Here is a 26,907-nt window from a genome sequence, read left to right as displayed (position 1 = left end):
AGCATGTCCAGACTTCTCGCGCGGCTTCTCCCCGTCGTGCTGCTGACGAGCGTTCTCGCCGTGCCGACGGCGCATGCCGCCACCATGTATCCCAGTGGGGTCGGTGCCGATCTCGGGCCCGCTCCGACCACGCTCGGCGTGCAGCCCGCCGCCGGCGACGACCCGGCCGGGCTCCGGACCGGCACCGAGCAAGGCCGCACGTACTGGCAGACCAACCAGGCCGCCGGCACCGGCTACCTGGAGTTCGACGTCGACAGCGACTACGTCGACGAGATCGGCACCGACGACGTCCTGGTGACGGTGACCTATCTCGACAGCGGCACCGGCACGCTCGGACTCCAGTACGACGCCAAGGCCGACCCGCAGCAGGACACCACCGACGTCCAGCTCACGAACACCGGCCAGTGGAAGACCGGCGTCTTCGCGCTCACTGACATCGCGTTCAGCAACCGCCTCGGCGACGCCGACGTTCGGCTGTTCGGAGGCAGTGCCGACATCACGATCGCCGGGCTGCGGATCAGTACGGCGGGAGCGTCGGTGCAACTCGGCGCGACACCGGTCCAGAACGGGATCAGCCCGCGGGCCGGTGACGACGCGTCGCACCTGGTGACCGGCATCCAGGACGGTCGCGCGTACTGGCAGACCGACCGCACCGCACCGGCGCCGGGCACGAACTTCTTCTACATGAACGTCGCCGACACCTACCTGTACGACAACCGCGGTCTGGTGCTGGTCAGCATCGACTACTTCGACGAGGGCAGCGGCCAGTTCGGTCTGCACTACGACTCCCCCGGCGAGACGATCCCGGACAAGTTCAAGAATTCCGAGGTCGTGCGGTACGGCGACACCAAGACGTGGAAGACGTTCACGTTCGCACTGCCGGACGCCGTCCTGACGAACCGCTCGAACGGCGGCGACTTCCGGATCCACAACGGCGACGGCGCGGTCGATCTCAAGGTCGCCGCGGTCCGGGTCGCCAAGGTCGCGACCACGCTCGACGTCACCGAAGGGCTCGTCGACCTGATCGGTGAGGCGACCCGCACCGAGAAGGCCGCCCGCGAAGGGACGCGCGACGGGCAGTACCCGGCCGGCAGCCGGGCCACCCTGCAGGACGCGGTCGACAACGCTCAGGCGATCGCGTCCACTCCGGGCGTCACCGACGTACAGGTCAAGGCCGCGCTCACCACGTTGCAGGCCAAGCTGGACGAGTTCACCGCGTCGGTCGTGGACACCAACTTCGCGGACGACGGTACGGCGACCGCTAGCGGCGGGACCGGCGCGGATCAGGTCAACGACAACAACCACCAGACCGCCTGGACCGGTGGCGCGGACTCGTGGCTGCAGATCGATCTTGGAACCCAGCGTCCGGTGAACGATGTGCGGGTCGAATGGGCCGAGGCGTACTCCCCCGACTACGTCGTGCAGGTGTCGAACGACGGTCAGAAGTTCGTCAGCGTCGGCCGGACCGGGGCGCCTGGCGGGAACCAGTTCAGCCGAACGCGGTTCGCGACGGTCAGCGCGCGGTACGTCCGGGTCGCGATGACCGGGGCCGAATCGTTCGCCGTCAAGGAGCTGCAGTTGCGGCTGACCCCGGTCGTGACGCCGACGCCGCGACTCGTGCCGACCAGCAACCCGACCGAGGACGGTGTGGTCGCGGACTTCGACGCGACGCAGTTCGGCGCCGATCGCAGCGGCCGGCGGGACTCCACCAAGGCGATCCAGCAGGCGATCTACGCGTGTCAGGACGCGGGCGGCGGCACGGTGTGGCTGCCGGCCGGGCAGTACAAGGTGACCGACACCATCGAGGTGCACGCGTTCTGCAGCGTCCGAGGTGATCACGGCCAGAAGCTGGGAACCGTGATCATCGCCGACCTGCCGTCCGGAGACGACGGGCCGAGCCTGTTCCGGATCGGCGGCAGCGCCGGCGTTCTCGGCGTGACGACGTACTACCCGTACCAGAACGCGAGTACGCCGGTCCCGTACAACTACACGTTCGAAATCCCGGGCGGTGCCTGGATCGGCAACGAGAACTACATGATGGCGACGGTCTCCGACGTCACCATGCTGAACTCGTACCGCGGGATCGGCATCAGCACGATGCCGAACGATCGAGGCAACGCCCCCAGCTCGGGTCAGGTGCACGAGTCGACGACGATCCGCAACGTCCGCGGTACGGCGCTGTTCGAAGGCGCCCGCGCCTACAACGGCGCCGACGTCGGCACGTGGGAGAACGTTGCCTTCAGCAACTCGTACTGGGCGTCGGCGCCCGCCGCCTACCACCCGCCGGCGCGGGCCGTCCTCGACGCGTGGACCCGGGCACACGGCACCGGCCTGGTGCTCGGCGACCTGGAGTGGGACCAGTTCTACCGGATCGCGCTGTCCGACTACGCCGTCGGCATCCACGTCGTCGCGGGCCAGCGGGCCCAGTTCACCGGCAGCTTCCTCGAGCCCGACGTACGCCGGGTCGGGACCGGGCTGCTCGTCGACATGATGGACGACCGCTGGGGCATGACGCTCGCCGGCGGCCGTGTCGAGGGCGGCATCACCAACAACTCGCGGGGCTACGTGAAGATCACCGGGACCGAGGTCACCGGCACGCAGAGCGGGATCATCCACCACATGTCCGGAACCGCCCCGACGTACCAGCACAAACCGCTGCCGAAACCGGTGCAGCAGCTGTACGTCGTGGATGCGCCGCACGGGGTCGGCTACCTGCCGGACGCGGACGCGACGCGCGCGGTGCAGAAGGTGCTGGATCGCGCCGGACGCGAGGGTGGCGGGATCGTGTACCTGCCCGCCGGGTGGTACCGGATCAGTACGCATCTGGCCGTTCCGGCGAAGGTCGAGCTGCGGGGTGCGTCCGCCGTACCGAACCGGGACCAGGGCGGCGCGAGCGGCGGGACCGTGCTGCACGCCTTCGAGCGCAACACAGAGACAGCACTGATCACCCTCGGCAGCAAGGCCGGTGTGCGCGGTCTGCGGGTGTTCTATCCGGAGAACAACCCTGCCAACGACGTCGTACCGTATCCGTACGCGATCCGCGGGCGAGCCGGTGCGAACTACGTGATCAACGCCGGCTTCCCGAACGCCTGGAACGGCATCGACCTCAGCGGCGACGGGGTCGTGGTCCGCAAGATCGCGGGCGCGTTCTTCGACCACGCGATCGCGATCGGCCCGGGACGGGACGGCCGCGTCGAGGGCGTGCTCTCGAACGGGAACGCGGTCACCCGGGTCGGCTACCAGCAGCCGTACTGGATGAACGAAGGACGCATCTTCGAGCTCGTCATCGACAAGTACATGCGGAAGACCGCGAAGATCGTCACCGTCGACGGGGCCCGGGGGCTGACGCTGCTGAACGTGTTCGCGTACGGGTTCCACGACGGCCTCGTGGTGAACTCCGGTCAGGTGGACGCGTTCAACCTGGGCACCGACAACCTCGGCGGGGACGGGCACACCGTGCGGGTCGTGAGCGGCGACGTCGAGGCGACGAACCTCGCCCGCTACAACGGCGCGACACTGAGCGGTCCGGCGACGTTGCACAACGTGATGGTGATCAACGTCGTCCAGCGCCGGATCAGCGTCGAGGCCGCCGGGAACGGTACGGCGACGATCGCCGGGAACGAGTCCGAGCCGGGAACGTACGAGGTCGGCGCGCAGGTCACAGTGACGGCGACGCCAGGATCGGATAGCGTTTTCCGTGACTGGACCGTAGACGGGACCGTGGTGTCGACCCTGCCGTCGTACACCTTCTCCGTCTCGACGGACCAGGCACTGACCGCGAACTTCACGTAGGAGCGAGATGGCTGACACACAACAGCAGGTCGCGATCGTCGGGTGCGGCATCATCGGCCGCACCCACGCCAAGACCATCGCGGAACGGCCGGACGCGATCGTCACCGCCCTGGTGGACGGTGACGCCGCGGCCCGGGAGGCACTCCAGGCGCAGCTGGTCGAGCTCGGCCGGCCGGAGCCGAAGGTGTTCGACGACCTGACCGCGGCGCTGAGTGGGTCGGACGTCTCCCTCGTCGCGATCTGCACCCCGAGCGGTACGCACGCGGCGCTGGCCGAGCAGGCGCTGAACGAGAAGAAGCACGTCGTGATCGAGAAGCCGCTCGACGTCGACCTGATCCGGGCCCGCCGCCTCGGCGCGGCGGCCACCCGGGCCGGGAGCCACGGCGTGCTGTCGTCGGTGATCAGCCAGCACCGCTTCGACGCCGGCAGCGCGGTCGTCAAGCAGGCGATCGACGCCGGCCGGTTCGGGCAGCTGACGTCGTCCGTCGCGACGGTCGCGTGGTGGCGCAGCGACGAGTACTACGCGTCGGCGGGCTGGCGCGGGACGTGGGCGCAGGACGGCGGCGGCGCGCTGATGAACCAGGGCGTCCACACCGTCGACCTGATGCTGTGGTTCATGGGCCGCCCGGTGAGCATCCAGGCCGAGGCGCTGCGGGCCGCCCACCACGCGATCGAGGTCGAGGACACGGTCGTCGCCACGATCACGTTCGAGAACGGCGCCGTCGGCACCCTGCACGCCACCACCGCGGCCTTCCCCGGCGGCCGCACCCGCGTCTCGGTCCACGGCACTCAAGGCGGCGCCGAGGTCGAGGACGACCGCCTCCGCCGGCTCAACGTCGACGGCTCGAACGACGACCAGCCCGTCGACGCGGGCGAGCCCGGCGGCCACAAAGCGCAGTACGACGACATCCTGACCGCAATCGCCAACGGCACCCAACCAGCCATCACCGTCCAAGACGCCATCGACGCCCTGGCCACGGTGCGGGCGGTCTACATCGCCTCCACCCTCCAACGCCCCGTCAAGTTCGTCGACGTCCTGGAAGGCCGCTACGACGACGTAGACGTCTCCCGCGGAATCGGCCTACCGCCCGCCTGAGATCCAGTTACGTCCGAAGAACTGGCGACACGTCCCACCGGTTCTTCGGACGTAACGGGTGGTTCAAGCGCCGGGCTCGCGGTTGTTCAGGATGCGTTGGTAGAGGTTGCAGTCTTGCCAGTGGCCGTTGATGTGGAGGTACGTCGGGGCCATGCCGATCTGGGTGAAGCCGGTGCGGTCGAGGACTCGTTGGGAGGCGGTGTTGCCGGTGAGGGTGCTGGCTTCTATGCGGTGGAGTTTCAGGTCGGTGTCGGCAATTGCCGCGACTGCTTCGACGGCGCGGGTGGCGAGGCCTTGGCCCAGGGCGTCGGCGGCGAGCCAGTAGCCGAGGGCCGCGCTGCGGAACGGGCCGGGGACCAGGTCGCTCAACGTGATCTGGCCGACGATGCGGTCGCTTGCGGCCAGGACCCACGGGACCACCAGGCCGTTCTTGTAGCGCTCGAGCTGGTATGTGATCCGTTCGGCCTGGCCGACGACGGTGAACCACCGCTCGTCCCGGACCGGCTCCCAGGGCCGCAGGTGTTCGCGGCTCCGGGTCTGTGCGTCGGCGAGGGCGGGGGCGTCAGCGAGGGTCGCGATCCGGATCTCGACGTCCGGCGTCAGCGGTCTGGGCTCGATCACTTGGGCAGCCTACGGGCCTGGCTCGATCCCGAGACCCGAGGGGTGAACGCGTCGTGGAAGATCGTCGACGCCGCCCCGACAGCGGCCGCGTCGGTCTGCAGCATCGACTCCTCGACCGTGACCGGCCGGGTCTCCCGCGCCACCGGATGCGCGTTCACCGCGCGACCGATCTCGGTCAGCAGGATCTCCGAGATCTCCTTGCCGTACGCCGGCCCGCCGAGCACCACGAGATCGATGTCGAGCAGATCCACCAGTCCCACCGCGCCCTGCCCGATCACCCGGGCGACCTGCGTGACCGCCTGCACCGCAGCCGCATCCCCGTCGGCCGCTGCCTTGCACACCGCCCGGTACCGCTTGGCCTCGTCGGTCGCCGCCGGATCGGTCTCGACGTACCCGAACTCGCCCGCGATCACCGGCAGCGACGCCGTCGGATTGCACTCGGGAATCATGCGGGGCCCGTCGACCGGGTCCCACTCCCCCATCCGCAGCGCGGCGATCTGCCCGAACTCGCCCGCGTTCGCCGTACCGCCGCGGTAGATCGAGCCGTTCAGGATCAGGCCGCTGCCGACGCCGGTGCCGAGATAGAGGTACGCGAAGTCCCGCGCCCGCGCCGACCGGCCGATCCACCGCTCGCCGATCGCGGCCGCCGTACCGTCTTTCTCGACCAGCACCGGATGGTTCAGCTTCTGCTGCAGCAGTTGACGGATCTTCAACCCGCGCCAGGCCGGCTGCAGCGGCAGGGCGAGCAGTGTCCCGTCTGCGTCGATCGGGCCTGGTACGGCGACGCCGACGCCGAGCATCGACGCGAGGTCGACCTGGCTGATGCTGAGCGCCGCGTTCACCGTGGCCGCGGTGAGGTCGATCAGCTTGTCCGCCGCGAGGTCGTCGGCGAGGTCGACCGTTTCGCGGCGCACGATCGTGCCGTCCAGGTCGACCACGGCGACCGTGAGCAGTTCGGGATCGATGTGGATGCCGACCGCGTGCGCGGCGTTCGACCGCAGCCGCACCGGCGTCCGCGGCTTGCCGAGCCGCTCCGCGCGCTCCTGTGCCTCCTCCACCAGCAACCCCTGCTGGAGAAGGAGACGCAGGATCCGCGACACGGACTGCTGGGTGAGGCCGGTCCGTCGGGAGATCTCGGTCCGGCTGATGATGCCGGCCAGCCGGATCGTCTCGATGATCACGGCCTCGTTGAACGAGCCCAGGTCGTACTGGTTCGCGCCCGCACGCCGCAGGTCCGCGAGTCCCTCGACCGAATCGCTCATCTCAACCTCCCCGTCTCGTCCCTACTGGCCGTGATCGTACTGCCCGGCGCCCCAGGTCACCCCGCTTGTCATGGTGCTTCGAGCGCTCCGTCGATGCGCCGTACCCCGGCTGCCCACTCGTCGTGACCGGACAGTTCCGCCGGATAACGCGCCGCGGCCTCCAGGTCGACGTCGATGCCCCAGCCGGGCGCGTCGTTCGGACGCAGCCAGCCGTCCTCGATCCGCAGGGTTCCGGGGAACACCTCGTACGTCGCCTCGTTGTAGATGTGCCCCTCTTGGATGCCGAAGGCAACCGATGTCACGTCCAGCGCGACGTTCGCCGCGGCGCCGATCGGCGAGGTGTCGCCGGGGCCGTGCCAGGCCGTCCGGACACCGGAGATCTCGGCGAGATCGGCCAGTTTCCGGGCCGGGGTGAGACCGCCGATGTCCGAGACGTGCGAGCGGATGAAGTCGACACCGCCGTCCCGGATCAGCCGGACCGCGTCGCCGAACGACGTCGTGAGCTCGCCGACGGCCAGCGGGACCGGGGAGGCGGCCCGTACCTCAGGCAGCCGATCCCACAGCTCAGGCGCGAGCACATCCTCCAGAAAGAACAGCCGGTGCTGCTCGAGCGATCGCGCGAGCAGCACGGCCTCCTTCGGCGTCAGCCGCGAGTGCACGTCGTGCAACAGCTCGATGTTGTCGGGTAGCGCCTGTCGCGCCTCCGCAAACAGCTCCGGCGTCGTCCGCAGGTAGTCGCGCGCCGACCAGCCGTTGCGGTACGGCGCATCCGGGTAGAGCGTCGGCACCTGCGGAGCGCCGTACCCGCCGCCGCCCGGTGTCGAGACCTGCAGGCGGATGTGCCGCCAGCCCTGCGTGACCAGCTTCTGCGCGTGGTCGATCGTGTCCTCGATCGTCTTCCCGCTGGCGTGGATGTAGGTGTCGGCGGCCGCGCGGACCTTGCCGCCGAGCAGCTCGTACACCGGCATACCGGCGCGCTTGCCGGCGATGTCCCAGAGCGCCTGGTCGATGCCGGAGATCGCGTTGTTCGTGACCGGTCCGCCGCGCCAGTACCCGGAGTACGACGCCAGCCGGGTGAGGTCGCCGATGTCACCCGGGTAGCGGCCGACGAGCAGCCGCGACAGGTGCTCGTCGACGAACGTCTGGACCGCCTTCCAACGCTGCGTGAAGGTGGCGCATCCGAGCCCGTACAGGCCCGGCTCGGTGGTGTCGATCTTCACGACCACCAGCGGGATGCCTTGCGGTGCCGTGACGATCGCCTTCACCTCGCGGATCCGGATGTCGTCCCGCGCGGGCCACGGCTGGTCGAAGTTCGAGGGCATTCAAGTCTCCAGGGAGAGGGTGGGTAGGTCGAGTTCGTGCCGGGCCTCGAAGCCGAGCACGGTCCGTACGGCGGTCAGGTCGATCGGCACCTCGCGGCCGGCGAACCGCCGCGACCGCGGCACGCCCGGCGCGTACGCGTCCAGCAGGTCCTCGGTCGGGTACGGCGCGTTGGTGGTACTCGCGGTGACGAAGAAAGTGTGGGCGCCCGAGAGCGGAGCCGTCAGCCCGAGCTCGACGGCGTACGCCGCGTCCCGGGTGTCCAGGTAACTCCAGCCCTCCCGCAGTCCGCTGCCCGGATGCGCCCGGACGTGGTCGGACATCTCCTGCAGCACCTCCGGCGAGTTCACGTGCGGGAACCGGAACGCCACCACATCGATCCCCCACCGCCGCCACGCCATCCGCGCGGTGTTCTCGTCGTTCTGCTTAGACAGCGAGTAGGCGTCGCCGACATCGTTCGGCGCCTGCTCGTCCCACGGGAAGTACGGCGGCGCGATCTCGTGCGGGTTGAACGGTACGCCGGTCGCGTTGATGCTGCTCGCGATCACGGCGCGGTCGATGCCGAGCGCACCGGCCTGGGCCAGCACGTTGAACGTCGACACCACGTTGATCGAGTACACCTCGTACGGCGTACCGGCCGACGGATGCGGGAGCGCTGCCAGGTGTACGACGTACTCCACGCCGTCGAGCGCGTGGGCCACGTCGGTCTCGGACCGGGTGTCGCCGATCAGCACCCGGTCCGCCTTCAGGTCCGGGTGCTCGACGTTGGTCAACGCGGTCACCTTCGCGCCCAACGCGTTCAGATGCTCGACCGTCGTCAACCCGATCCGCCCAGCGGCCCCCGTCACCAGCACCCGCCGACCGTTCAGTTCAGTCACTCCTTGATTCCTCCTGCCATTCCCACGCCGCGCAGGAACTGTTTCTGGAACACCAAGAACAACACGACGGGTATCAGAACCGCGAGGAACAGCGCGCTCATCTGCAGGGAGATCTCTGTGGTCTTGGCCACCCGCGGCAGGGCGACCGAGATCGGCTGCAGCCGTGGGTCCGGCAGCACCAGCAGCGGCCAGAGGTAGTCCTTCCACGAACCGATGACGGTCAGCAGCGCGACGACTCCGACGATCGGCTTCGACAACGGCAGGATCAGTGCCGTGAACAGCCTGATATTGCTCGCCCCGTCGATCCGGGCGGCCTCGATCAGCTCGCGCGGGATCGAGTCGAAGTACCGCTTGATGACCAACAGGTTGAAGGCGCTCGCCGCCGACGGCAGCCAGACCGCCCAGAACGTGTTCTGCAGGCTGACGCCCAGGACGGGCATCTTGAGCACGGTCATGTAGAGCGGGACCAGGGAGATCACCCCGGGCAGGAAGAGGGTCGCCAGGACGGCTCCGGTGAGGACCGGTCCCCACTTCGGCCGCAGGATGCTCAGCACGAAGGCTCCCGTCGTACACACGAACAGCGTCGAGATCATCGAGCCGATCGCGATGAACGCGGTGTTGCCCAGGTACGCGCCGATCTGCACGCGGTTCCAGGCGTCGGGGATGTTCTGCGGCTGGATCCCCGACGGCCACAGCTGCATCGGGCCGCGCAGGATGTCCTGGCTGGTGGAGACACCGGACTTGAGCAGCCAGAGCAGGGGTCCGACGCCGGCGATCACCACGCCAATGAACAGCAGCACCTGGATCGCCGGCAACCCGTAGCGGACCACCGAAACTTTCCGGTCGGCGAAGGAGATGATTCCGCGTTCCCAAGAAGTGTCACTGTTCATGTCGTACTCCAGCGGCGGGTGACGAAGTGGTAGACGACCGACAGCACGCACAGCACCCCGGCGAGCAGCACGCTGAGCGCGGTCGCGGCGCCGAAGTCGCCGTTGATGAACGCGTACCGGTAGATCAGCAGCAGGATCGTCGTGGTGGCGTTGTTCGGGCCGCCGCCGGTGAACAGGAACGGTTCGGTGAACACCTGGAACGTCCCGATCAGCTGCAGCAGCATCATGATCAGGATGATTCCGCGGATCTGCGGCAGCGTGACGTGCCAGACCCGGCTCCGGATCCCCGCCCCGTCCAGCTCGGCCGCCTCGTACAACTCCGTCCGTACGCCGGTCAGCGCCGCCAGGTAGATGATCGACGTGGCGCCGGCGCCGGCCCAGGTCGCCTCGAGCACGATCGCCGGCATCGCCAGGGTCTGCGAGTTCAGCCAGGCGAACGGCCCGAGTCCGAACCAGCCGAGGATCGAGTTGAACACGCCCGCCGTACTCGGGTCGTAGAAGAACGTCCACAGCAGGATCGCGGCCACCGGCGGTACGACGGCCGGCAGGTAGGACAGCACGTTGTAGAGCCAGCCGGTCTTGCGTAGTTCGCTGATGAACACGGCCAGGAACAGCGGCACCGGGAATCCGAAGACGAGGGCCAGCAGGGCGAAGTACAAGGTGTTGAGAGCCGCCTGCGGGAGTTGCGGGTCGGTCAGCACGTAGCTGAAGTTCGACATGCCGACCCACTCGGGCGGGGCGACGAGGTTGTTCTTCTGGAAGCTGAGCACCAGGCCGCGGACGATCGGGCCCCAGGAGAAGTACAGGAAGATCAGGACCAGGGGCAGGGCGAAGAAGACCGCGCTGAGCCCGCCGGAGCGATACCAGGTCGTAACGCTCCGGCCGGACTTCTGCGTTCGTTGCTGGAACATGGGCTACCGGGCCAGGCGCGCGTCGATCTTCGCGGCGGTGTCGCTCAGCAGCTTGTCGATGTCCGCATCCTTCTTCGTCAGCACCTGCTGCACCACCGGGTCGAGCAGCGAGTAGACCTCCTGGCCCTTGTTCGACGGCTCGGGCAGCAGCTTCAGCGTCGTCGTCGAGTCGATGTAGCCCTGGAACTGCTTCACCGGGACGTTGACGTACGGCTCACGCCACTTGTTGTACTGGTCGTACGTCTCCTGGCTCAGCGGGCTGATGCCGGGCCGGCCGACGAAGCCCTTGTCCGCGATCGTGGTCTTCGCGTCCTGCACGGCGAGTGCCTCGGTCGTGTACTTGTCGAACTGGTCGAACTTGATCCACTTCAGCGCGGCGACGACCTCGTTCTTGGTCGCCTTCGGGCTGATCATCTTCAGCGAGCCGCCGGTCAGCGTGCCGTGCGGGCCGCCGTCTTGGGGTAAAGCGCCCGCACCGAAGTCGGCGGGCTTCATGCCGAAGTTCTTCACGCTCATGTCGTACGCGTCCGGCGCCTGCAGGACCATGCCGATCTTGCCGGCCGCGAAGTCCTGCCGGACCTCTTCCTGGTTGTAGAGGAACCGGCTGCCCATCGAGTTGTCGGTCCAGCGCATGTCCTTGAGCAGCTGCAGCGCCTTCTTGGTCGGCGCGTCGTTGAAGGTGCTCTTCTTCCCGTCCGGGCTCTCGACGGTGCCGCCCATGCTGTACGTCATCGTGGTCAGCATCCAGCCGCCGGTGTTGTTCGTGGTCAGCTGCGCGTACCCGGCCTTGCCGGTCTTGTCCGCGATCTGCTTGGCGTACTGACGGACCTCGTCCCACGACGTCGGCGGCTTGTCCGGGTCCAGGCCGGCCTGGGTGAACAGCGCGCGGTTGTAGGCGATGCCGACCGAGAAGACGTCGATCGGTACGCCGTAGATCCGTCCGTTCGCGTCCTGGACGATCTTCAGCACGTTCGGGTTCAGGTCCTTGGTCAGGTCGACCAGCTTCAGCTCGTCGGTGATGTCCGGGAGCTGCTTGTTCGGGATCATGTTGGCGGGCTCGGTGAAGCTGATGTTCATCACCGTCGGCAGCGTGCCGCCGGCCACCTGGGCCTGGAAGGTCTGCGCCTCCCACTTGGTCTCGGTCGACTTCACCGTGATGTTCGGGTACTTCGCCGTGAAGTCCTTGATCTTCTGCTCGAACGCCTTGATGTCGTTCGGCTTGTCGGGGGTCGGGCGGTCGCCGATCGTGATGGTGACCGGCGCCTTCTCGTCGATACCGCTACCGGCGCCGCCGGACGCCGCCGGATCCGTCGATTTCGCACACCCCGCCGCCGCGAGCATCAGCCCGGCCACGCCGAGGGCAGTCCCGCGCCTGCCCCACCTGCTCACTCTCGTCATCGGAACTCCTCAGGTTTCCGGATGCCGCCGATGTGCTCTGAGCCACACACCGGCCAGGTCCCGAGTAAGTTAAACCAAGCGTGTTACTAACTCAAGACCTAGATCGAGATGGATGCGGTAACGGTTTCGCTGACGTTGCCCGGGTGTTCCCGGACGTCGCGGTAATCGGGTGGAGGTGGTGACCGGTGGAGGCGAGGATGGGCGCATGTTTCTGCGACCGGCGACCGCCGCTGATCTCCCGTTCCTGCTCGAGATGTTGCTCGAGGCGTGTAACTGGGACGGGACCCCTTGGTACGACGAGGCGAAGGTGCGGCGTGACGATCATGCGTGGCGGTACCTCGACGGCTGGCCGAGCGAGAGTGACTTCGGGGTGGTCGCGGAGCTCGACGGCGCCCCGGCGGGTGCAACGTGGGCGCGGTGCCTCACCGCGGATCGGCCCGGGTACGGGTACATCGCGGACGACGTACCCGAGCTGACCCTGGGTGTGGCGGCCGGCTTTCGCCGGCGCGGTGTCGCGCGGGGCGTGCTGACCGAACTGATCGCGCAGGCGCGCGCAGCGTCGTACGGACAGCTCTCACTCAGCGTGGACCCGGACAACCCGGCCCGAAACCTCTACGAATCGCTGGGGTTCCGGAAGGTCGGCGTCGTCGGCACGTCCGACACGATGGTGGTCGAGCTCTAACCGAAGCCGCGGACGCGGAACTGCATGACACGGTAGGGCCAGCCGGCGTCGGTGTTCCACTGGCTCACTGACAGATGCATGTCCGCGAGGGTGGAGCCCGGGATGACGTACCCGCCGTACAGCTGCGCGACGTGGTTGTCGTCCTCCGAACCCCAGGCGCCGCCGTAGATCAGGGTTTGCCGGTACGCCGTGTAGAGGTTGGACGTCGGCGTGTCCATGATCATGCCGTCGATCCGGTAGTCGCCGGCGTTGAACCACGTCAGCACCCACTTGCCGCCGAGCGGACGCAGGCTCAGCTCGCCGAAGCTCCCACTCAGGATCGGCGTCGCGGGGTTGCCCCACGCCCAGACCCCGTCGCGGTAGCCCCAGGGTTCGTACGCCGCCGGGTTCGCGATCTGCTCCTGGCGGACCCGCTTCAGGATGATCGGCTTGTTGCGCTGGAACCCGGTCGAGTACACGTACACGTACCCGTCGTTGCCGAGTCCCCAGGTCAGCAGCTGGAACATCCCGCCGTCGATGTTCGGGTCGAACTTCGCGCCGGTGTGGTACCAGCTCGCACCGGAGTTGTCCGAACGCCAGATCTCTGTCCACACGACGTTTCCGAGGCCCTTGTTCACCATCGCGTGCAGGTACATCGACCCGCCGATCGTGATCACGTCCGACGGCAGCACGGTCGAGAACGTCGGATTGTCGTGCGGGTAGTCCCACAGCTGCTGCGCCGCGTCGCCCCCGACCGCGCCGGACCACTGCACGCCGCCGTTCAGGTCCGTGGTCGTCGACCACAGTGCGACCGGTGAGCGCCACCAGCCGCCGCCGACGCGCGCCTCCTCGAAGGTGTCGCCGAACATGAACAGCAACCGCCCGTCCGGCGTCCGCGCCGGAATCCCCAGGTCGGTCGCCGCCATCCGGAACCGGTCGGTCAATCCGGGGCCGGTCAGATCGGCCACTTTGTTGGTCAGCACAGCCTGGCTGCTCCCGAAGGCCCGGCCCGGTACGGCGGCCAGCAGGCCGGCACCGACGGCCGCACGGAGGAACGTGGATCGCTTCATCATCGGACTCCCAGGGGCGGTAGATCGGAAATCGATTTCTCGCCACCATCCCGCGCCGCTCCGGTGAAGTCAACCCTTTCGTTATCCGTGCACGAGCACGGTCGCAAGCTGCGTTCGCCTGGGTCGCGCTACCTGGCCGGGTGACTCACCTCACGTGGGGCGACTGTCACGGCCGAGACCGTAGCGGCATCTCGTGGTCGAACAGTCGTTTCCACTGGAGGAGCATGATGACGGAGAAAACCACCGTACTGATCACCGGGGCGAACAAGGGTCTCGGCTACGAAGCGGCTCGTCGGCTGGGCGTGATGGGGTGGAAGGTGTTCCTCGGCTCGCGTGACGAGGGGCGCGGACGGGTCGCCGTTGAGAAGTTGCAGGCCGATGGTGTGGACGTGGTCCTGGTGCCGCTGGACGTCACGTCCGACGAGTCCGTGGCCGGCGCCCTGCAGGTTGTGTCCGGCCACACCGGGCGGCTCGACGTACTCATCAACAACGCGGGTGCGCCGGGGCGGGCCGTTCACCCGGGCGAGGCGACCGCTGACGAGCTGCATGGTGTGTACGACGCCAACGTGTACGGGCCGGTGCGGGTCACGCACGCGTTCCTGCCGCTGCTGCAGGCGGCGAGCAATCCGCGGGTGGTAATGGTGTCCAGCGGCGGCGGGGCCTTCAGTGTGGTGCTGGATCCGGAGCAGCCGGTTTCCAAGATGCACGAGCTCGCGTACAGCTCGTCGAAGGCGGCCCTGAACATGCTCACGGTCAGGTATGCGCAGGCTCTGCCGGGGATCAAGTTCAACGCGATCACGCCTGGTGAGACCGCGAAGCACACGTTCGCCGCCACCGACATGAACAACCACAAGGGTCAGCTCACCGTCACCGAAGGCACTGACGCCATCGTCCGGATGGCCACGCTGGGTCCGGACGGGCCCACCGGGACCTTCGAGGATCGGCTCGGTCCTGTGGATTGGTGAGCGGGTCAATCCTTGCCGGTGGCTACTGGGCGGGTGGGGTCGGTGATCCACTCGGACCAGCTGCCGATGTAGACGGTGGCTGGGAGGCCGGCGGATTCCAGGGCGAGGGCTTCGTGGGCGGCGGTTACTCCGGAGCCGCAGTAGACGGCGGTCTCGGTGTCTGGGGTGACGCCGAGCGCGGTGAAGCGGGCCTGGAGGTCGGCGGGTGCGAGGAAGTGGCCGGTTTCGTCGACGTTCGCGGTGGTCGGGGCATTCACGGCACCCGGGATGTGACCGGCCACCGGATCCATCGGCTCCACCTCCCCCGCAAACCGCTCCGGAGCGCGAGCATCCAGCAACACCCCCTTGGCCGCCACCGCAGCAGCCCCGTCAGCATCCAGAACAGGAATGTGCCCAGGAGTCGCGACGAACCCGCCGACCACTTCACCGGCCGGGACCTCGGTTGTCAGGTTGCCGCCGGTGGACTTCCAGGCGGCCAGGCCGCCGTTGAGGACTTGGACGTTGGTTAGGCCGAAGTAGCGGAAGGTCCACCAGGCGCGGGCGGCGGACATGGAGTTTGCGGCGTCGTAGACCACGACGGGGGTGTCGGCGGAGGTGATGCCGAGGCGGCGGAAGGTCTCGGTCACGGTGATTGCGGCGGGCAAGGGATGGCGGCCGGGGCCGGGGGCGGACGCGAGTTCGGTGTCGAGGTCGACGAAGTACGCGCCGGGCAGGTGGCCGGCGTCGTACGCCTCCTTGCCGGGCGGGCCGGTCAGGTTCCAGGTGACGTCGACCAGCACCGGAGCGGTGGCCGGCGCCCGCAGTTCGTCAACAGAGATCAACGGGCTCAACGGGCTCATGACGCGGCTCCTCCGAACGGCAGGACTTCAGGTGACAAGGTGGCGCGGGCGCGCGCCTGGGTGAGGCGGCGGCGGTGATGCCGGCGACAGAGGACCTCGTACGCGACCTCGTGGTCCACCGACACGATGTCGCCCACCACCAGTTGCTCGCCCTCGGTCACCATCTCCCCACCGATCGTACGGGCGTTGTGCGTGGCCCGTTCACCGCACCAGCACAGCGCCTCGACCTGGAGCAGTTCCATCCGGTCCGCGAGCTCCACCAGCCGCGCCGACCCCGGGAACAACGTCGCCCGGAAATCGGTCAGGATGCCGAAGCAGAACACGTCGATCTGCAGCTCGTCGACCAGCCGCGCGAGCTGCTCGATCTGCAGCGGGCTGTAGAACTGCGCCTCGTCGCACACCACGTAGTCGATCCGGCCGCCGCGTGTCAGCTCGTGCACGACGTAGTCCCAGAAGTCGAACTCCGGGCGCACCTCGACCGCGTCCGCGGACAGTCCCAGGCGCGAGGAGAGCACCGACTCCCCCGCCCGGTCGTGGCTGGTGAAGATCCTTCCGAGCCTCCCGCGTGCCTTGTGGTTGTGATCCATCTGCAGCGCCAGCGTCGACTTGCCGCAGTCCATGGTCCCGGTGAAATACAGGAGCTCCGCCACGGGCGAACATCCTGCCAAGTCAAAGGTCCGGTCCGCACCTCGGGGGCACTCCGGGGTGTGTCGGAGGGGCGGGGTTGGGTTCTGAGCCACGGTTCAGCTTGAATGGATTGTGCGCAAAGCTCTGTTCCTCGTCCTCGCGGCCGTCCTGGTCGCCACCGCCGCGACTCTTCCGGCCGGTGCGGCGCCGGCCCGGTCCGAGGCAGGACTGCGGGCGTACTTCGTGATCACCGCGCCGAACCAGACTGCCAAGGTGACCAGCGCGATCGCCCAGAACGGCGGCACCGTGTACGCGACGTACGACGCGATCGGGGTGATCGTCGCGCACTCTGCGGCCGCCGGCTTCGCGGACAAGCTCCGCGCAGTCCAGGGTGTCCAGAAGGCCGGCGCGACCCGTACCTCCGACCTTCCCGCGGACGTCGCGAACCCGGCCGTCCCGCCGGCGGTCCCGGAGACCCCGACCGCGCAGCCGGAGTCCGACCGCGCGGACATGACCCAGATCGGCGCGGACCGCGCCTGGGCGAAGAACCCCGGCTCGAAGAGCGTCACCGTCGGTGTCCTCGACACCGGGGTCGACGACCTGCACCCGGACCTGAAGGCGAACTTCGACGCGACCCGTTCGGCGTCCTGCGCGTACGGCAAGGCCGACACCCGCGCCGGTGCGTGGCGGCCGGTCGGCGAGCACGGCACGCATGTCGCGGGCACGATCGCCGGCGCGAAGAACGGCATCGGGATGGTCGGGGTCGCGCCGGGCGTGAAGGTGTCGTCGATCCGGGTCGCCGAGGCCGGGAGCCAGCTGTTCTTCCCGGAGAACACGGTCTGCGCGTTCATGTTCGCCGCCGACAAGGGCGTCTCGGTGACGAACAACAGCTACTACGTCGACCCGTGGCTCTACAACTGCCCGACCGACAAGGACCAGGACGCGATCGCCGAAGCCGTCCGCCGGTCCGTGGCGTACTCGGACAGCAAGGGTGTGGTGAACATCGCCGCGGCCGGCAACGAGGACGACGACCTGGCCAACAAGACCGAGGACCCGTCGAGCCCGGACGACTCGACCCCGACCGATCGCACCGTCACGAACGACTGCATCAGCCTCCCGACCGAGCTGCCGAACGTCGTCGTGGTCGCCGCGGTCGACCCGACCAGCGCGAAGTCGCCGTTCTCGAACTTCGGTGAGGGCAAGATCAGCCTCGCCGCCCCGGGCCAGGCCGTGTACTCGACGGTGCCGGGCGGCGGCTACAAGGCGCTCGACGGTACGTCGATGGCGTCGCCGCACGTCGCCGGGGTCGCGGCCCTGCTCCGCAGCGTCGACCCGAAGCTGAACCCGGCGCAGGTCCGCGCCCGGCTCGCCCAGCAGGCCAACGACCTTGCGTGCCCGCCCGCGGCTTCGGGTGAGTGCTCCGGGTCCGCGGGCAACAACTCGTACTACGGCGAAGGTCTCGTCGACGCGGCCGAGGCGGTCGGTGCCGCGGCTGCCCAGCCGCAGGGCGCGATCTCGGTCACCCAGCCGTCCGAGCAGCTCGGCGTCGGCGGCATCCCCGCGATTCCGCTGCTGCTGAAGGGCACCGGCGGTACCGGCGACATCAGCTACTCGGCGACCGGTCTTCCGCCCGGCCTCACCATCGACGCCGAGCGCGGGTGGATCACTGGCGTCCTGACGCCCGGCGCCGGCCGCTACAAGGTGACTGTCACCGCCCGCGACGGCGAAGCGAAGACCGCCAGCACCAGCTTCTTCTGGGACGTCTGGAGCTTCTAGTAGCCCGTGTCGACGAGGAGTGGAATCTCCATCTCGTCCGGGGTCAGGGAGCCGTGCAGACCGATCAGGCCGGCCTCCTGCGCGTGGCGGCGGCTGGCCACCAGCGCGACCGGTCCGAGCGCCGCGACGATGACGTCCCCGAGGCGCGGTGACACCCGCTCCTCGACGATCGCACCGAACCAGCCACGCGCGATCGCCTCGGAGCGGGTCAGCACCAGCGCCTTCTCACCCAGTCGTTCCTTGTAGACGGCGAGTACGTCGGCCTCGGCGCCGGGAACGCAGTACAGGTGACGGAAACGCGACTCCCCGCCGATGAGGGTCAGTCCCTCGGTCAGTGCCGGTTCGGCGTCGAGGTCCACGCGGTGTTCGGGCGCGACGTCGATCATGCCGTGGTCGGCGACAACGAGCAGTACGGCGTCTCGCGGCAGCGCCGAGCGGACCTGTTGGGCGAACGCGTCGGCCGCGCCCAGCTCCTTCTGCCACTGCCAGGAGTCGCAGCCCTGCTGATGGCCGATGTAGTCGAGCTGCGAGTCGTACACGTAGACCAGCGACGACTTCCCCTCGCGACTCGCGAACCGGGTTGCGTCCAGCCGGTCCTCGACGGTGTCGGCACCGCGGTGTGCGCTCCCGCGGAACGCGGCCGCCGTCAGGCCCGACGTGTCGAACCGTGCCTTGCTCACGTTGCGCGTGGCAACACCTGCTGCCGCGGCCCGGTCGAACACGGTCCCGTGCGGTTGCCACCGGCGTGGGTCGACCGGCGCGTCCCACGACAGCGCGTTCAGCAGTGCGCCGGTCTCCGGGACGATCGATGTGTACCCGACGATGCCGTGGGCACCTGGCGGCAGGCCCGTGCCGAGGCTCGTGAGGCTGACAGCGGTCGTCGACGGCACGCCGGCGGTCAGACTGCGGCTCTTCGGGATCAGCGACGACAGGTACGGCGCGGCGTCGCCGTACCGCTGGAGGAGATTCCAGCCGAGTCCGTCCAGCAGGAGGACGGCGTACCGGGAGGCGGGCGGCAGGCCCAGCAGGTTGGTCTCCCCCGGCACCGACAGCGCGCCGGCCACGGACGGCAGGACGTCGGCGAGCGCGCCGCCGCCGTACTGCGGCGAAACCGGCTGGATCACGGCACTACCTGCTGCTGGTCGCGAACGAGAGTGCCTTCGCGAACTCGAGCACCTGCTGGATCCCGGCCGGGCCGTCGGCCGCGGCGCTGATCCGCAGCGAGATGTCGTCGGCCGCGACCGAACCGGTGTACCCGTGGTCGGCCTCGCAGTTCGGGTCGGCGCAGACGGCCGGCTCCAGGTCGATCCGGTTCACCATGCCCCATCCGATGGTCAGCACGACCTCGCCGCTGCCCGCCACCGCCGGGTCGGCCTTGCCGGTGGCGTAGCCCGCCGGGTTCGGTACGACGCGGTTGACCACGACGGCGTTCACGCGGTGCAGCGGGATCGCCTCGGTCGAGGTGGACGCATACGGCGCGCGGATCAGCTCGTCGGCGGCGTGCTCGTCGGTGTGGCCGACGATCAGCCGGGTCGGGGTGAGCGCCAGGATCGTGATGTGCCGCCGGACCTCGTCCCGGTCGAACGTCGGCTCGTGCTGCAGCACATAGGCCCGGATCGGTTCGCCGGCGATCGCCACCTCGAGCGAGTCGGTCACCACGTCGGGGTAATAGCCGCACCGATCGATCGCGTCGCGCAGGTCCGCCGACGCGTCCGCGAGCTCCGGTGTATTCAGGTCACGCATGCCCTCATCCTCGCACGATCGCGACCCAGCGCGTTTCACCCTTCGACGAGACCTGTGGACAGCCGCGATCAGTTCGCACTTGCCTTCCGCAGGACCGGTGCACCGGCAGCGCCCGCGACGGTGACCAGGACGAGCCCTGCGACGACCTGCCCGAGCAGGAGCAGTACGCCGGAACTCCCCTCGGTGATCATCTTGCCGCCGCTCAGCGCCAGCCCGCACAGCGCGCCGAACCCGACGACGGGCAGACCGACACCGACGACCGGTACGACGGCTGCCACGCGGGCCGCTCGCTCAATCACCGACAGCGGTACGCCGGACCGCCGCAGCGCCCGCGCAGGAGCTGCTTGATCCAGCGCAGTACCCACTGCGCCGGCGGCAGTCGAGGCAGCCACGGTGAGGAAGACCAGCGAGAGCAGCAACGCGACACCGATCCGCATGTCGTTGAAGCTCGGGTCGTCTTCACCAGAGGGCATGAACACCGAGATGAACCCAGTGACGAAGCCGGACAGCACCAGTGCGGCGACAGGCCGGAAGGCACCCTTCGGATCGTCTACCAGGCGCCGGCCCGCCAGCAACGTCACAGGTCCGTTGGCCGCCTTCACCATCGCCTTACCCACCAGCTGGACCGCCCACGGCCCGACCACGCGTACGGCGAGTGCCGCGAACCCGACCGCGATCAGCAACGGCAGCAGCGCCGCCTGCACCCCGTAGTACGCCAGCATCACCGGACCGATCACCAGGAGCCCGATGCGCAGCACACTGAGGCCCTTGCGCGTCTGGCCGCGTACGACGCCGAGCGGGGTGATGCTGACGCGTCCGAGGCCGATGAGCGCACTGATGACGGACAGGACGGGTACGGCGACCAGTACGACGAGGACTGTCCACCACCGCACTGTGATGTCACCGACGTACCAGCGGCCGCCGCCGAGTGGGATCTGCGCGATCAGCGGGCTCAGAACGGTGTAGCCGACCACACCGACGACAGCACCCGCCGCAGCGAGCACGGCTTGTTCTACTGCGCTCAGCCACAGCACCTGGGTCCGTGTGGCACCAGCAAGACGCAGTGCGGCCAGTCGGTGCTCGCGACGCTTGGCCGCGACACCAGCAGCCTGTCCGACGAGGCTCAGGATCGGGAACAGCACCAGGATGATGCCGAAGGCCACTGCGATCAGCAGACCGAGCATGCGGCTGTCCCAGACCTTCTCGTTCCAGCTGCTGACGTACTGCGGGTGCTGATCGGCTGGGATCGTCTGCACGCCGCGGATGATGATGAACTCTTCCGGCGAGGACAGGCCCTTGTCGCTGATCACGCCGGTTGGCTTATCGACGCTGTACTGCTTGGCGAGGCTGGACCAGTGCTTGGCGACCTCAGGTGAGACGAAGACCTCGCCCGGCTTGGGTGTGTGGTCAAGGCCGGGAGGTGGTGCGAGTTCGTTGGGGCGGAGGACGGCGAGGTCGAGGACGCTGAGGCGGCGGCCGTCGACGCGCTGGTCGTCGTCCAGGTTCAGCGCGCCGATCGCCGTCGCCGGATCGGCCTTGTCGGCACTCCGCCACCCGATCCGCTCCGAGCGTTGCGACAGGCCGAGCGAGCCGGCGATCAGAAACGTCACGAGCAGCGCGACCACTGCGGTCGCGCCGAAGGCTGCAAGGTTCGCGGCGCGCCCGCCTGGCCCGGGACGCCGTACGAACCGGAGACCGAGGTCCGTCATCGGATTCATCGCACGGCTCCCATGGAGTCGCTGACTCGGCCGTCGACGATGTGCAGCGTGCGGTGGCAACGGGCAGCTACGGCGTTGTCGTGGGTGACGACGACAACGGCGGCTCCGCGGTACGTCGCTGCGCCTACGAGCAGGTCGATGACCTGTGAGCCGGTGGCGGCGTCCAGCGCGCCGGTCGGCTCGTCGGCGAACACCACCTGCGGCTCGCCGACCAGTGCCCGCGCGATCGCGACTCGCTGCGCCTGGCCCCCGGACAGTTCACCGGGTCGGCGACCGACCTCAGCGGCGAGCCCGACCTGAGCGAGCGTCATGCGCGCCCGTCCGATCGCGTCCCGTCGACTCAGGCCGTCGACCATCAGCGGCAGGGCGACGTTCTCGTCCGCTGGCAGCTCGGCGAGCAGTTGGTTGTCCTGGAACACGAAGCCGAGCCGACGACGGCGCAGTACCGTGCGAGCGGCGTCGTTCAGCTGGTCGACACGTTCACCGCCCAGCCACACCTCGCCCTGGTCCGGCGTCAGGATCCCGGCCAGTACGTGCAGCAAGGTCGTCTTGCCGTTGCCACTCGGACCCATGACCGCGAGCGCTTCGCCCGAGCGGACAGCGACGTCCACTCCGGCCAGGCCGACCACGCTTCCGTAGTGCTTGACCAGGCCGTGTCCGCTCAACACAACCTGCGGCTGGGGATTCTGAAAGTTCATGCCCCGAGCCTGTCGCGATCACCGCCCCCGATCGTCGGCCCGCGGACGGGTCTTCCGGTCGCGATCGGGCACCTTTCGACGGTGCGGCGTACTACCCAAGTCGTACGTCAGCCGGTCGGGAACGCCGACGGATAGGCGTCCCGGTAGCTCGGGATCGTCCCGGCCGGGGTGTCCACCGACTCGGCGTTCAGCATCGCGTGCACGATCGCCCCGCGCCAGCGTCCGCGCACCGGCGGCGTACACGGTCTCCAGCCGGCCGAGGGCGGTCGGATCGGTCACGCTCAGCGGCGGCTCGTCCGTCGTCCGGGTCGAGAGCGCGAAGATGCTGTCGCCGTCGACGAGCGTGTGGATCGGGTCGATCGCGCGGGCCAGTCCGTCGTGGGCGACCATCGCCATCCGCTGCGTCGCCGCTTTGTCCAGCGGTACGTCGGTGGCGACGACCGCGATCACGGTGTTCATCGACGGGCCGGGGATGAGGTTGCGTCCGGGTGCCGCGGGCGGCGGCGGTTCGACCGGGGTCCGCAGGTCCGCGAACTCGTCGCCGAGTCCGAGGCGGGCGCCGTACAGGTTGCCGTCGGCATCGACCGTGGAGCCGGCCGCGTTCACGACCACCAGCGCGCCGACCGTCGTACCGTCGTCGAGCCGGACGCTCGCCGAGCCGACGCCGCCCTTCAGCGAGCGGGCCCTGGCGCCTGCCCCGGCGCCGTGGTTGCCCAGGGCAACTGGGTCGGCGGTGGCCGCGGCGATCGCGTCCGTTCCCCAGGACGGCTCCGGGCGGGCCTTGAAGTCGCCGCCGCGGGCCAGGTCGAAGATCACCGCGGCGGGGACGATGGGCACCACGTCGTACTCGCCCTGACCGACGCGGACGCCCTCACCGCGCTCCTCCAGCCAGCGCATCACGCCCCCGGCCGTGTCGAGCCCGAACGCGCTGCCGCCGGTCAGGACGATCGCGTTCACGCCGCCGTTCGAGTTCACCGGTGCGAGCAGGTCGGTCTCGCGGGTGCCCGGCGCGCCGCCGCGGACGTCGACGCTGGCGACGGCCGTCCCGGGGAGGTACACCACCGTCGTTCCGGTCAGGTACGGCGGGTCCACGCGCTCGATCTGCCCAACGAGAACTCCAGGGACATCGGTGATCGCGTTGTGCGGTCCGGGGTGCATGCCGCCGATCCTAATCCGGTTGCGGTGAGCGTTAGCGTGAAAGGCATGAACGCCGATCAGCTCTGTGGTCTGCTCGCCGAACCGTCGAGGTTGCGGACGTACTCCGCCATCGTTCTCGGCGCGTCTACTCCCGGCGAGGTTGCCGGCAGCACCGGACTGGCCGCGCCGGTCGTGGTGAAGGCGCTGCAACGGCTCACCAAGGGCGGGCTGATCGCGGCTGGGCGGGACGGTTTCACGGCGGATGTGGATGCGTTCAAGGACGCCGTACGGGAGAGCCGGCCGGAGTGGGTGCCGTTGGATCCTGATCCGGCGCGCGACAACGTGCTGAAGTCGTTCATCCGGGACGGGCGGCTGACGCATTTCCCGACGTTTCCGGAGAAGTATCAGATCGTGCTCGAGTACGTCGTGCAGTCGTTCGAGGTGGGCCGCAGCTATCCCGAGGCAGAGGTCAACGAGATCCTCAACCGGGTCCACCCCGACCACGCCGCACTACGCCGCGGCCTGGTCGACGCACGACTCCTCACCCGCGAGAACAGCATCTACACGCGGTCCTGGACGTCCCGTCCGTAGTTCGTCGAAGAAGCTGTGCGGGCGATGCGAGAACCTGCCCCACGAGCACAACTGGGGAGCCGTACTGCCCATTGCGGGAGGCCTACGCTCCCCAAACCGGTTTGGGGAGGCGCTCCGCCGGGAGTGGGGAGTCCTACTGCCCGATCCGGGAGGGTAGACCTCCCCAAACTGGTTTGGGGAGGACAGTGCGGTGCCGGAGGGGATGGTTAGGTGAGGCGGCGGGCCGGGGTGTCCTGGCGGGGTTTTTCGTTGGGGGCTATGCGGATTCTCGTGTCGAGGACGGTGGCGCCTTGGGCGGAGACCAGGACTGAGCGGAGGTCGAGGCGGACTACTTCCTCGAGGTCGAGGGTGAGGCGCGAGACGCGGTGCAGGAGGTCCTCGATGGCGGGGATGTCGACGGGGTCCGAGCCGCGGTAGCCGTACAGGAGCGGCGCGGCCTTGACCTCGCGCACCATCTCGGCCGCGTCGCGGGTGGTGAGCGGCGGCATCCGGTACGAGCGGTCGCCGAGCAGATCCGTCGCGACACCGGACAGCCCGAACGTCACCACCGGCCCGAACGACACGTCCTCGATCGTCGAGATCACCACCGGTACGCCGGGCGGCGCCATCTTCTGCACGACGAACTGCGCCCGCGCCGGATCCGCCGCCACCCCGAACGTGTGGGTCATCTCCGCCCAGGCCGCGCGCATGTCGTCCTCGTCGTGGATGTGCCGCCAGATGTCGGCGAGATCCGGCCGCATCCGCCACTGCTCCGCGGTCGCCTTGAGGATCACCTCGAACCCGAGGTCCGCCGCCCGGCCGACCGCCTCGTCCGCGGACAGCACCGGGAACGCCGGCAGCACCGAAATACCGTAGAAGGACAGCAGCCGCTGCCGATCCGCCTCGTCGAGGTCCGCGCCGGACGGGTGCCGCTGCAGGAACTCCGCGACGAAGTCCTCTCCCCCGCCGGTGTCGATCTCCGGCAGGTCCGGGATCCGGCTGTCCGACCGGCGCCGCCACTCCGCGTACTGCGTCGCCTTCGCGAGCGCGCCCACGGCGTACTGCGGGTTGAGGAACGACGGGATCGAGCCACGGGCGGCGCCGCCGTCCTCGTCCGGCACCTGCAGCTCGGCGGGCACGCTCCGGGACGCGAGGAACGTCGACACCACCGGTTTGTCCGAGCCCGCGGCGGCCGCGGCGAGGACCTGCGCGACCTCACCGCCGTTCGACTGCACGGGCGGTGTGTAGATCACCACGACCGAGTGCACCTTGTCGTCGGCGAACACCTCGGACAGCGCGAGACCGAAGTCGGACGCGGTCGCGTCCGCGCTCAGGTTCCGCGGCTCACCCGCGACCTCCAGCCCGCAGCTCGCCATCGTGTCCAGCGCGAGCAGGGTCAGCGCGTCCGAGTTCGAGACGATCGCGACCCGGCGACCGTTCGGCAACGGCTGGTGGGCGAGCAACTGGGCGACGTCGAACAGCTCACCGGTGGTGTCGACGCCGATCAGGCCGCTCTGCCGGAACATCGACTCGATCGCTGCCGGCGGCAAATGGCTGCGGCGCACCAGCTGCCCGACCGGGACGCCCTGGGTCGCGCGTCCGGACTTCAGCGCGATCACCGGCTTCCGTCCCGCCAGCCGCCGCGACACCCGGCTGAACTTCCGCGGGTTGCCGAGCGACTCCAGGTACAGCAGCACGACCTCGGTGGCCTCGTCGGAGTACCAGTACTGCATCAGGTCGTTGCCCGACACGTCCGCGCGGTTGCCCGCCGACACGAAGCTCGACAGCCCGAGACCACGTCCGACCATGTCGGCGAGAATCGGCACGCCCAGCGCACCCGACTGGCAGAAGAACGCCACCCGGCCCTTGCTCGGCATCAGCGGCGACAGCGTCGCGTTCAGCGAGACCCCACTGGCGGTGTTGATCAGCCCCAGCGCGTTCGGCCCGATCACCCGCATGCCGTACGACCGCGCCAGACCGACCAGGTACCGCTGCCGCTTGCGCCCCTCGTCACCGATCTCCGCGAACCCGCTCGACACCACGACCAGCCCGCGCACGCCCTTCGCCGCGCAGTCCAGGACCACGTCCGCGACCATGTCCGCCTTGACCGCGACCACCGCCAGGTCGACGGTGCCCTCGACCTCCCGGATCGTCGGGTACGCCGGGACGCCCTCGATCTCGGTCCCGGGAACGGCCTTCGTGTCGGTGTTCACGGCGTACAGCCGGCCAGGGAAACCGCCGTCGCGGAGGTTGCGCAGGAGCGCGTTGCCGATCGTGCCCTCGCGGCGGCTCGCGCCGATCACGGCGACGGAGGACGGGGTCAGCAACCGCGCGATCGACAGCGCCTCGGAGCGCTGCTCGCGGGCCTGCATCACCCCGAACGACGTGTCGGTCGGCGCGATGTCGAACTCGACCATGATCACGCCGTCCTCGAACTCCCGGGCGACCTTGTACCCGGCCTCGGTGAAGACCGTGATCATCTTCCGGTTGTCCGGCAGTACCTCGGCGACGAACCGGTGGATGCCGTTCTCCCGGGCGGCCTGCGCCAGGTGCTCGAGCAGCAGCTGCCCGAGCCCGCGTCCCTGGTGCGCGTCCTCGATCAGGAACGCGACCTCCGCCGTACGCCGGCCGGTGCCCTCGTAGCGCCCGACGCCGATCATCTCGTCACCGACCGTGACGATCAGCGCGAGCCGCTGGTGGTAGTCGACCTGCGTGAACCTCGCCACGTCCCGGTCGGACAGCTCCGGATACGGGGCGAAGAAGCGGTAATACTTCGACTGTTCCGACACGCGCGCGTAGAACGCCACCAGGAGCGCGGCATCGTCCGGCGTGATCGGTCGCAGGTGCGCGGTCGCGCCGTCCCGCAGGACGACATCGGCCTCGTACTCCGCCGGATACCCGTCCGGAGGCTCAGGGTCATACTGATCCGGCACCT

22 protein-coding genes are annotated in these 26,907 nt (G+C 69.0%); 6 read left to right on the top strand and 16 right to left on the bottom strand.

What is annotated here, in order from left to right; all coding sequences use genetic code 11:
* The first annotated feature begins 3 nt into the window (after positions 1 to 3).
* Positions 4 to 3,792, top strand: a complete 3,789-nt coding sequence (locus E0H50_RS31700; RefSeq protein ID WP_131294496.1) for a glycosyl hydrolase family 28-related protein — start codon at positions 4 to 6, stop codon at positions 3,790 to 3,792.
* A gap of 7 nt (positions 3,793 to 3,799) precedes the next feature.
* Positions 3,800 to 4,888, top strand: a complete 1,089-nt coding sequence (locus tag E0H50_RS31695; RefSeq protein WP_131294494.1) for a Gfo/Idh/MocA family protein — start codon at positions 3,800 to 3,802, stop codon at positions 4,886 to 4,888.
* A gap of 63 nt (positions 4,889 to 4,951) precedes the next feature.
* Here E0H50_RS31695 and E0H50_RS31690 read toward each other — a convergent pair whose 3' ends face one another.
* The 7 genes from E0H50_RS31690 to E0H50_RS31660 form a co-directional block, all read right to left on the bottom strand.
* Complete coding sequence (locus E0H50_RS31690; RefSeq protein ID WP_238151477.1) at positions 4,952 to 5,509, bottom strand: GNAT family N-acetyltransferase; 558 nt, start codon at positions 5,507 to 5,509, stop codon at positions 4,952 to 4,954.
* A complete protein-coding gene (locus E0H50_RS31685; protein ID WP_131294492.1) occupies positions 5,506 to 6,771 on the bottom strand; it encodes an ROK family protein in 1,266 nt (421 codons plus the stop codon). Before E0H50_RS31685 ends, E0H50_RS31690 begins: the two co-directional genes overlap by 4 nt.
* 68 nt (positions 6,772 to 6,839) lie before the next feature.
* Entirely contained in the window at positions 6,840 to 8,093 is a 1,254-nt protein-coding gene (locus E0H50_RS31680; RefSeq protein ID WP_131294490.1) for an enolase C-terminal domain-like protein, read from the bottom strand.
* Positions 8,094 to 8,969, bottom strand: coding sequence for an NAD-dependent epimerase/dehydratase family protein (locus E0H50_RS31675; RefSeq protein ID WP_238151475.1), 876 nt, complete (start codon positions 8,967 to 8,969; stop codon positions 8,094 to 8,096).
* A complete protein-coding gene (locus E0H50_RS31670) occupies positions 8,966 to 9,859 on the bottom strand; it encodes a carbohydrate ABC transporter permease (protein WP_131294488.1) in 894 nt (297 codons plus the stop codon). Before E0H50_RS31670 ends, E0H50_RS31675 begins: the two co-directional genes overlap by 4 nt.
* The gene (locus E0H50_RS31665; protein ID WP_131294486.1) at positions 9,856 to 10,770 is read right to left on the bottom strand and encodes a carbohydrate ABC transporter permease; all 915 of its coding nucleotides are present in this window, start codon (positions 10,768 to 10,770) and stop codon (positions 9,856 to 9,858) included. Before E0H50_RS31665 ends, E0H50_RS31670 begins: the two co-directional genes overlap by 4 nt.
* A 3-nt stretch (positions 10,771 to 10,773) precedes the next feature.
* Positions 10,774 to 12,168 (bottom strand): ABC transporter substrate-binding protein, encoded by a 1,395-nt coding sequence (locus E0H50_RS31660; protein WP_131294484.1) that lies wholly within the window; start codon positions 12,166 to 12,168, stop codon positions 10,774 to 10,776.
* A 205-nt stretch (positions 12,169 to 12,373) separates the two neighbouring features.
* On the opposite strand from E0H50_RS31660, the gene E0H50_RS31655 reads away from it, so the two are divergent.
* A complete protein-coding gene (locus E0H50_RS31655; RefSeq protein WP_131294482.1) occupies positions 12,374 to 12,850 on the top strand; it encodes a GNAT family N-acetyltransferase in 477 nt (158 codons plus the stop codon).
* Here the strand turns inward: E0H50_RS31655 and E0H50_RS31650 are convergent.
* A complete protein-coding gene (locus tag E0H50_RS31650; RefSeq protein ID WP_202868413.1) occupies positions 12,847 to 13,902 on the bottom strand; it encodes a DUF4185 domain-containing protein in 1,056 nt (351 codons plus the stop codon). The two genes, E0H50_RS31655 and E0H50_RS31650, sit on opposite strands and share 4 nt — an antisense overlap.
* A gap of 224 nt (positions 13,903 to 14,126) precedes the next feature.
* On the opposite strand from E0H50_RS31650, the gene E0H50_RS31645 reads away from it, so the two are divergent.
* The gene (locus E0H50_RS31645) at positions 14,127 to 14,864 is read left to right on the top strand and encodes an SDR family NAD(P)-dependent oxidoreductase (RefSeq protein WP_238151473.1); all 738 of its coding nucleotides are present in this window, start codon (positions 14,127 to 14,129) and stop codon (positions 14,862 to 14,864) included.
* Positions 14,865 to 14,869: 5 nt separating this feature from the next.
* On the opposite strand, the gene E0H50_RS31640 is transcribed toward E0H50_RS31645, so the two are convergent.
* Together E0H50_RS31640 and E0H50_RS31635 are read right to left on the bottom strand one after the other, a co-directional pair.
* On the bottom strand, positions 14,870 to 15,703 hold the full coding sequence (locus tag E0H50_RS31640) for a sulfurtransferase (protein ID WP_131294478.1): 834 nt from the start codon (positions 15,701 to 15,703) through the stop codon (positions 14,870 to 14,872).
* Positions 15,700 to 16,353 (bottom strand): thymidine kinase, encoded by a 654-nt coding sequence (locus E0H50_RS31635; RefSeq protein ID WP_131294476.1) that lies wholly within the window; start codon positions 16,351 to 16,353, stop codon positions 15,700 to 15,702. Before E0H50_RS31635 ends, E0H50_RS31640 begins: the two co-directional genes overlap by 4 nt.
* 109 nt (positions 16,354 to 16,462) lie before the next feature.
* Between E0H50_RS31635 and E0H50_RS31630 the strand changes: the two genes are divergently transcribed.
* Positions 16,463 to 18,106, top strand: coding sequence for a S8 family peptidase (locus E0H50_RS31630; RefSeq protein ID WP_238151471.1), 1,644 nt, complete (start codon positions 16,463 to 16,465; stop codon positions 18,104 to 18,106).
* Here E0H50_RS31630 and E0H50_RS31625 read toward each other — a convergent pair.
* From E0H50_RS31625 to E0H50_RS31605, 5 genes are all read right to left on the bottom strand, one after another.
* Positions 18,103 to 19,230, bottom strand: a complete 1,128-nt coding sequence (locus tag E0H50_RS31625) for an alkaline phosphatase family protein (RefSeq protein ID WP_131294472.1) — start codon at positions 19,228 to 19,230, stop codon at positions 18,103 to 18,105. The genes E0H50_RS31630 and E0H50_RS31625 overlap by 4 nt on opposite strands.
* A gap of 4 nt (positions 19,231 to 19,234) precedes the next feature.
* The gene (locus tag E0H50_RS31620; protein ID WP_131294470.1) at positions 19,235 to 19,849 is read right to left on the bottom strand and encodes a DUF5998 family protein; all 615 of its coding nucleotides are present in this window, start codon (positions 19,847 to 19,849) and stop codon (positions 19,235 to 19,237) included.
* A 68-nt stretch (positions 19,850 to 19,917) separates the two neighbouring features.
* Positions 19,918 to 21,567, bottom strand: a complete 1,650-nt coding sequence (locus E0H50_RS31615) for an FtsX-like permease family protein (RefSeq protein ID WP_131294468.1) — start codon at positions 21,565 to 21,567, stop codon at positions 19,918 to 19,920.
* Positions 21,564 to 22,265 (bottom strand): ABC transporter ATP-binding protein, encoded by a 702-nt coding sequence (locus tag E0H50_RS31610; RefSeq protein ID WP_202868412.1) that lies wholly within the window; start codon positions 22,263 to 22,265, stop codon positions 21,564 to 21,566. Before E0H50_RS31610 ends, E0H50_RS31615 begins: the two co-directional genes overlap by 4 nt.
* Positions 22,266 to 22,283: 18 nt before the next feature.
* Entirely contained in the window at positions 22,284 to 23,423 is a 1,140-nt protein-coding gene (locus tag E0H50_RS31605; protein ID WP_238151469.1) for a P1 family peptidase, read from the bottom strand.
* 45 nt (positions 23,424 to 23,468) lie between these two features.
* Between E0H50_RS31605 and E0H50_RS31600 the strand changes: the two genes are divergently transcribed.
* Entirely contained in the window at positions 23,469 to 23,993 is a 525-nt protein-coding gene (locus E0H50_RS31600; RefSeq protein WP_131294466.1) for a DUF2087 domain-containing protein, read from the top strand.
* A gap of 206 nt (positions 23,994 to 24,199) precedes the next feature.
* On the opposite strand, the gene E0H50_RS31595 is transcribed toward E0H50_RS31600, so the two are convergent.
* The gene (locus tag E0H50_RS31595; RefSeq protein WP_165547360.1) at positions 24,200 to 26,905 is read right to left on the bottom strand and encodes a bifunctional acetate--CoA ligase family protein/GNAT family N-acetyltransferase; all 2,706 of its coding nucleotides are present in this window, start codon (positions 26,903 to 26,905) and stop codon (positions 24,200 to 24,202) included.
* Positions 26,906 to 26,907 lie beyond the last annotated feature (2 nt).

This window comes from Kribbella sindirgiensis (assembly GCF_004331435.1).
GTDB lineage: Bacteria > Actinomycetota > Actinomycetes > Propionibacteriales > Kribbellaceae > Kribbella > Kribbella sindirgiensis.
The sequence above is the reverse complement of the archived record's forward strand: the minus strand, read 5'-3'. Positions and strand labels throughout refer to the sequence as shown.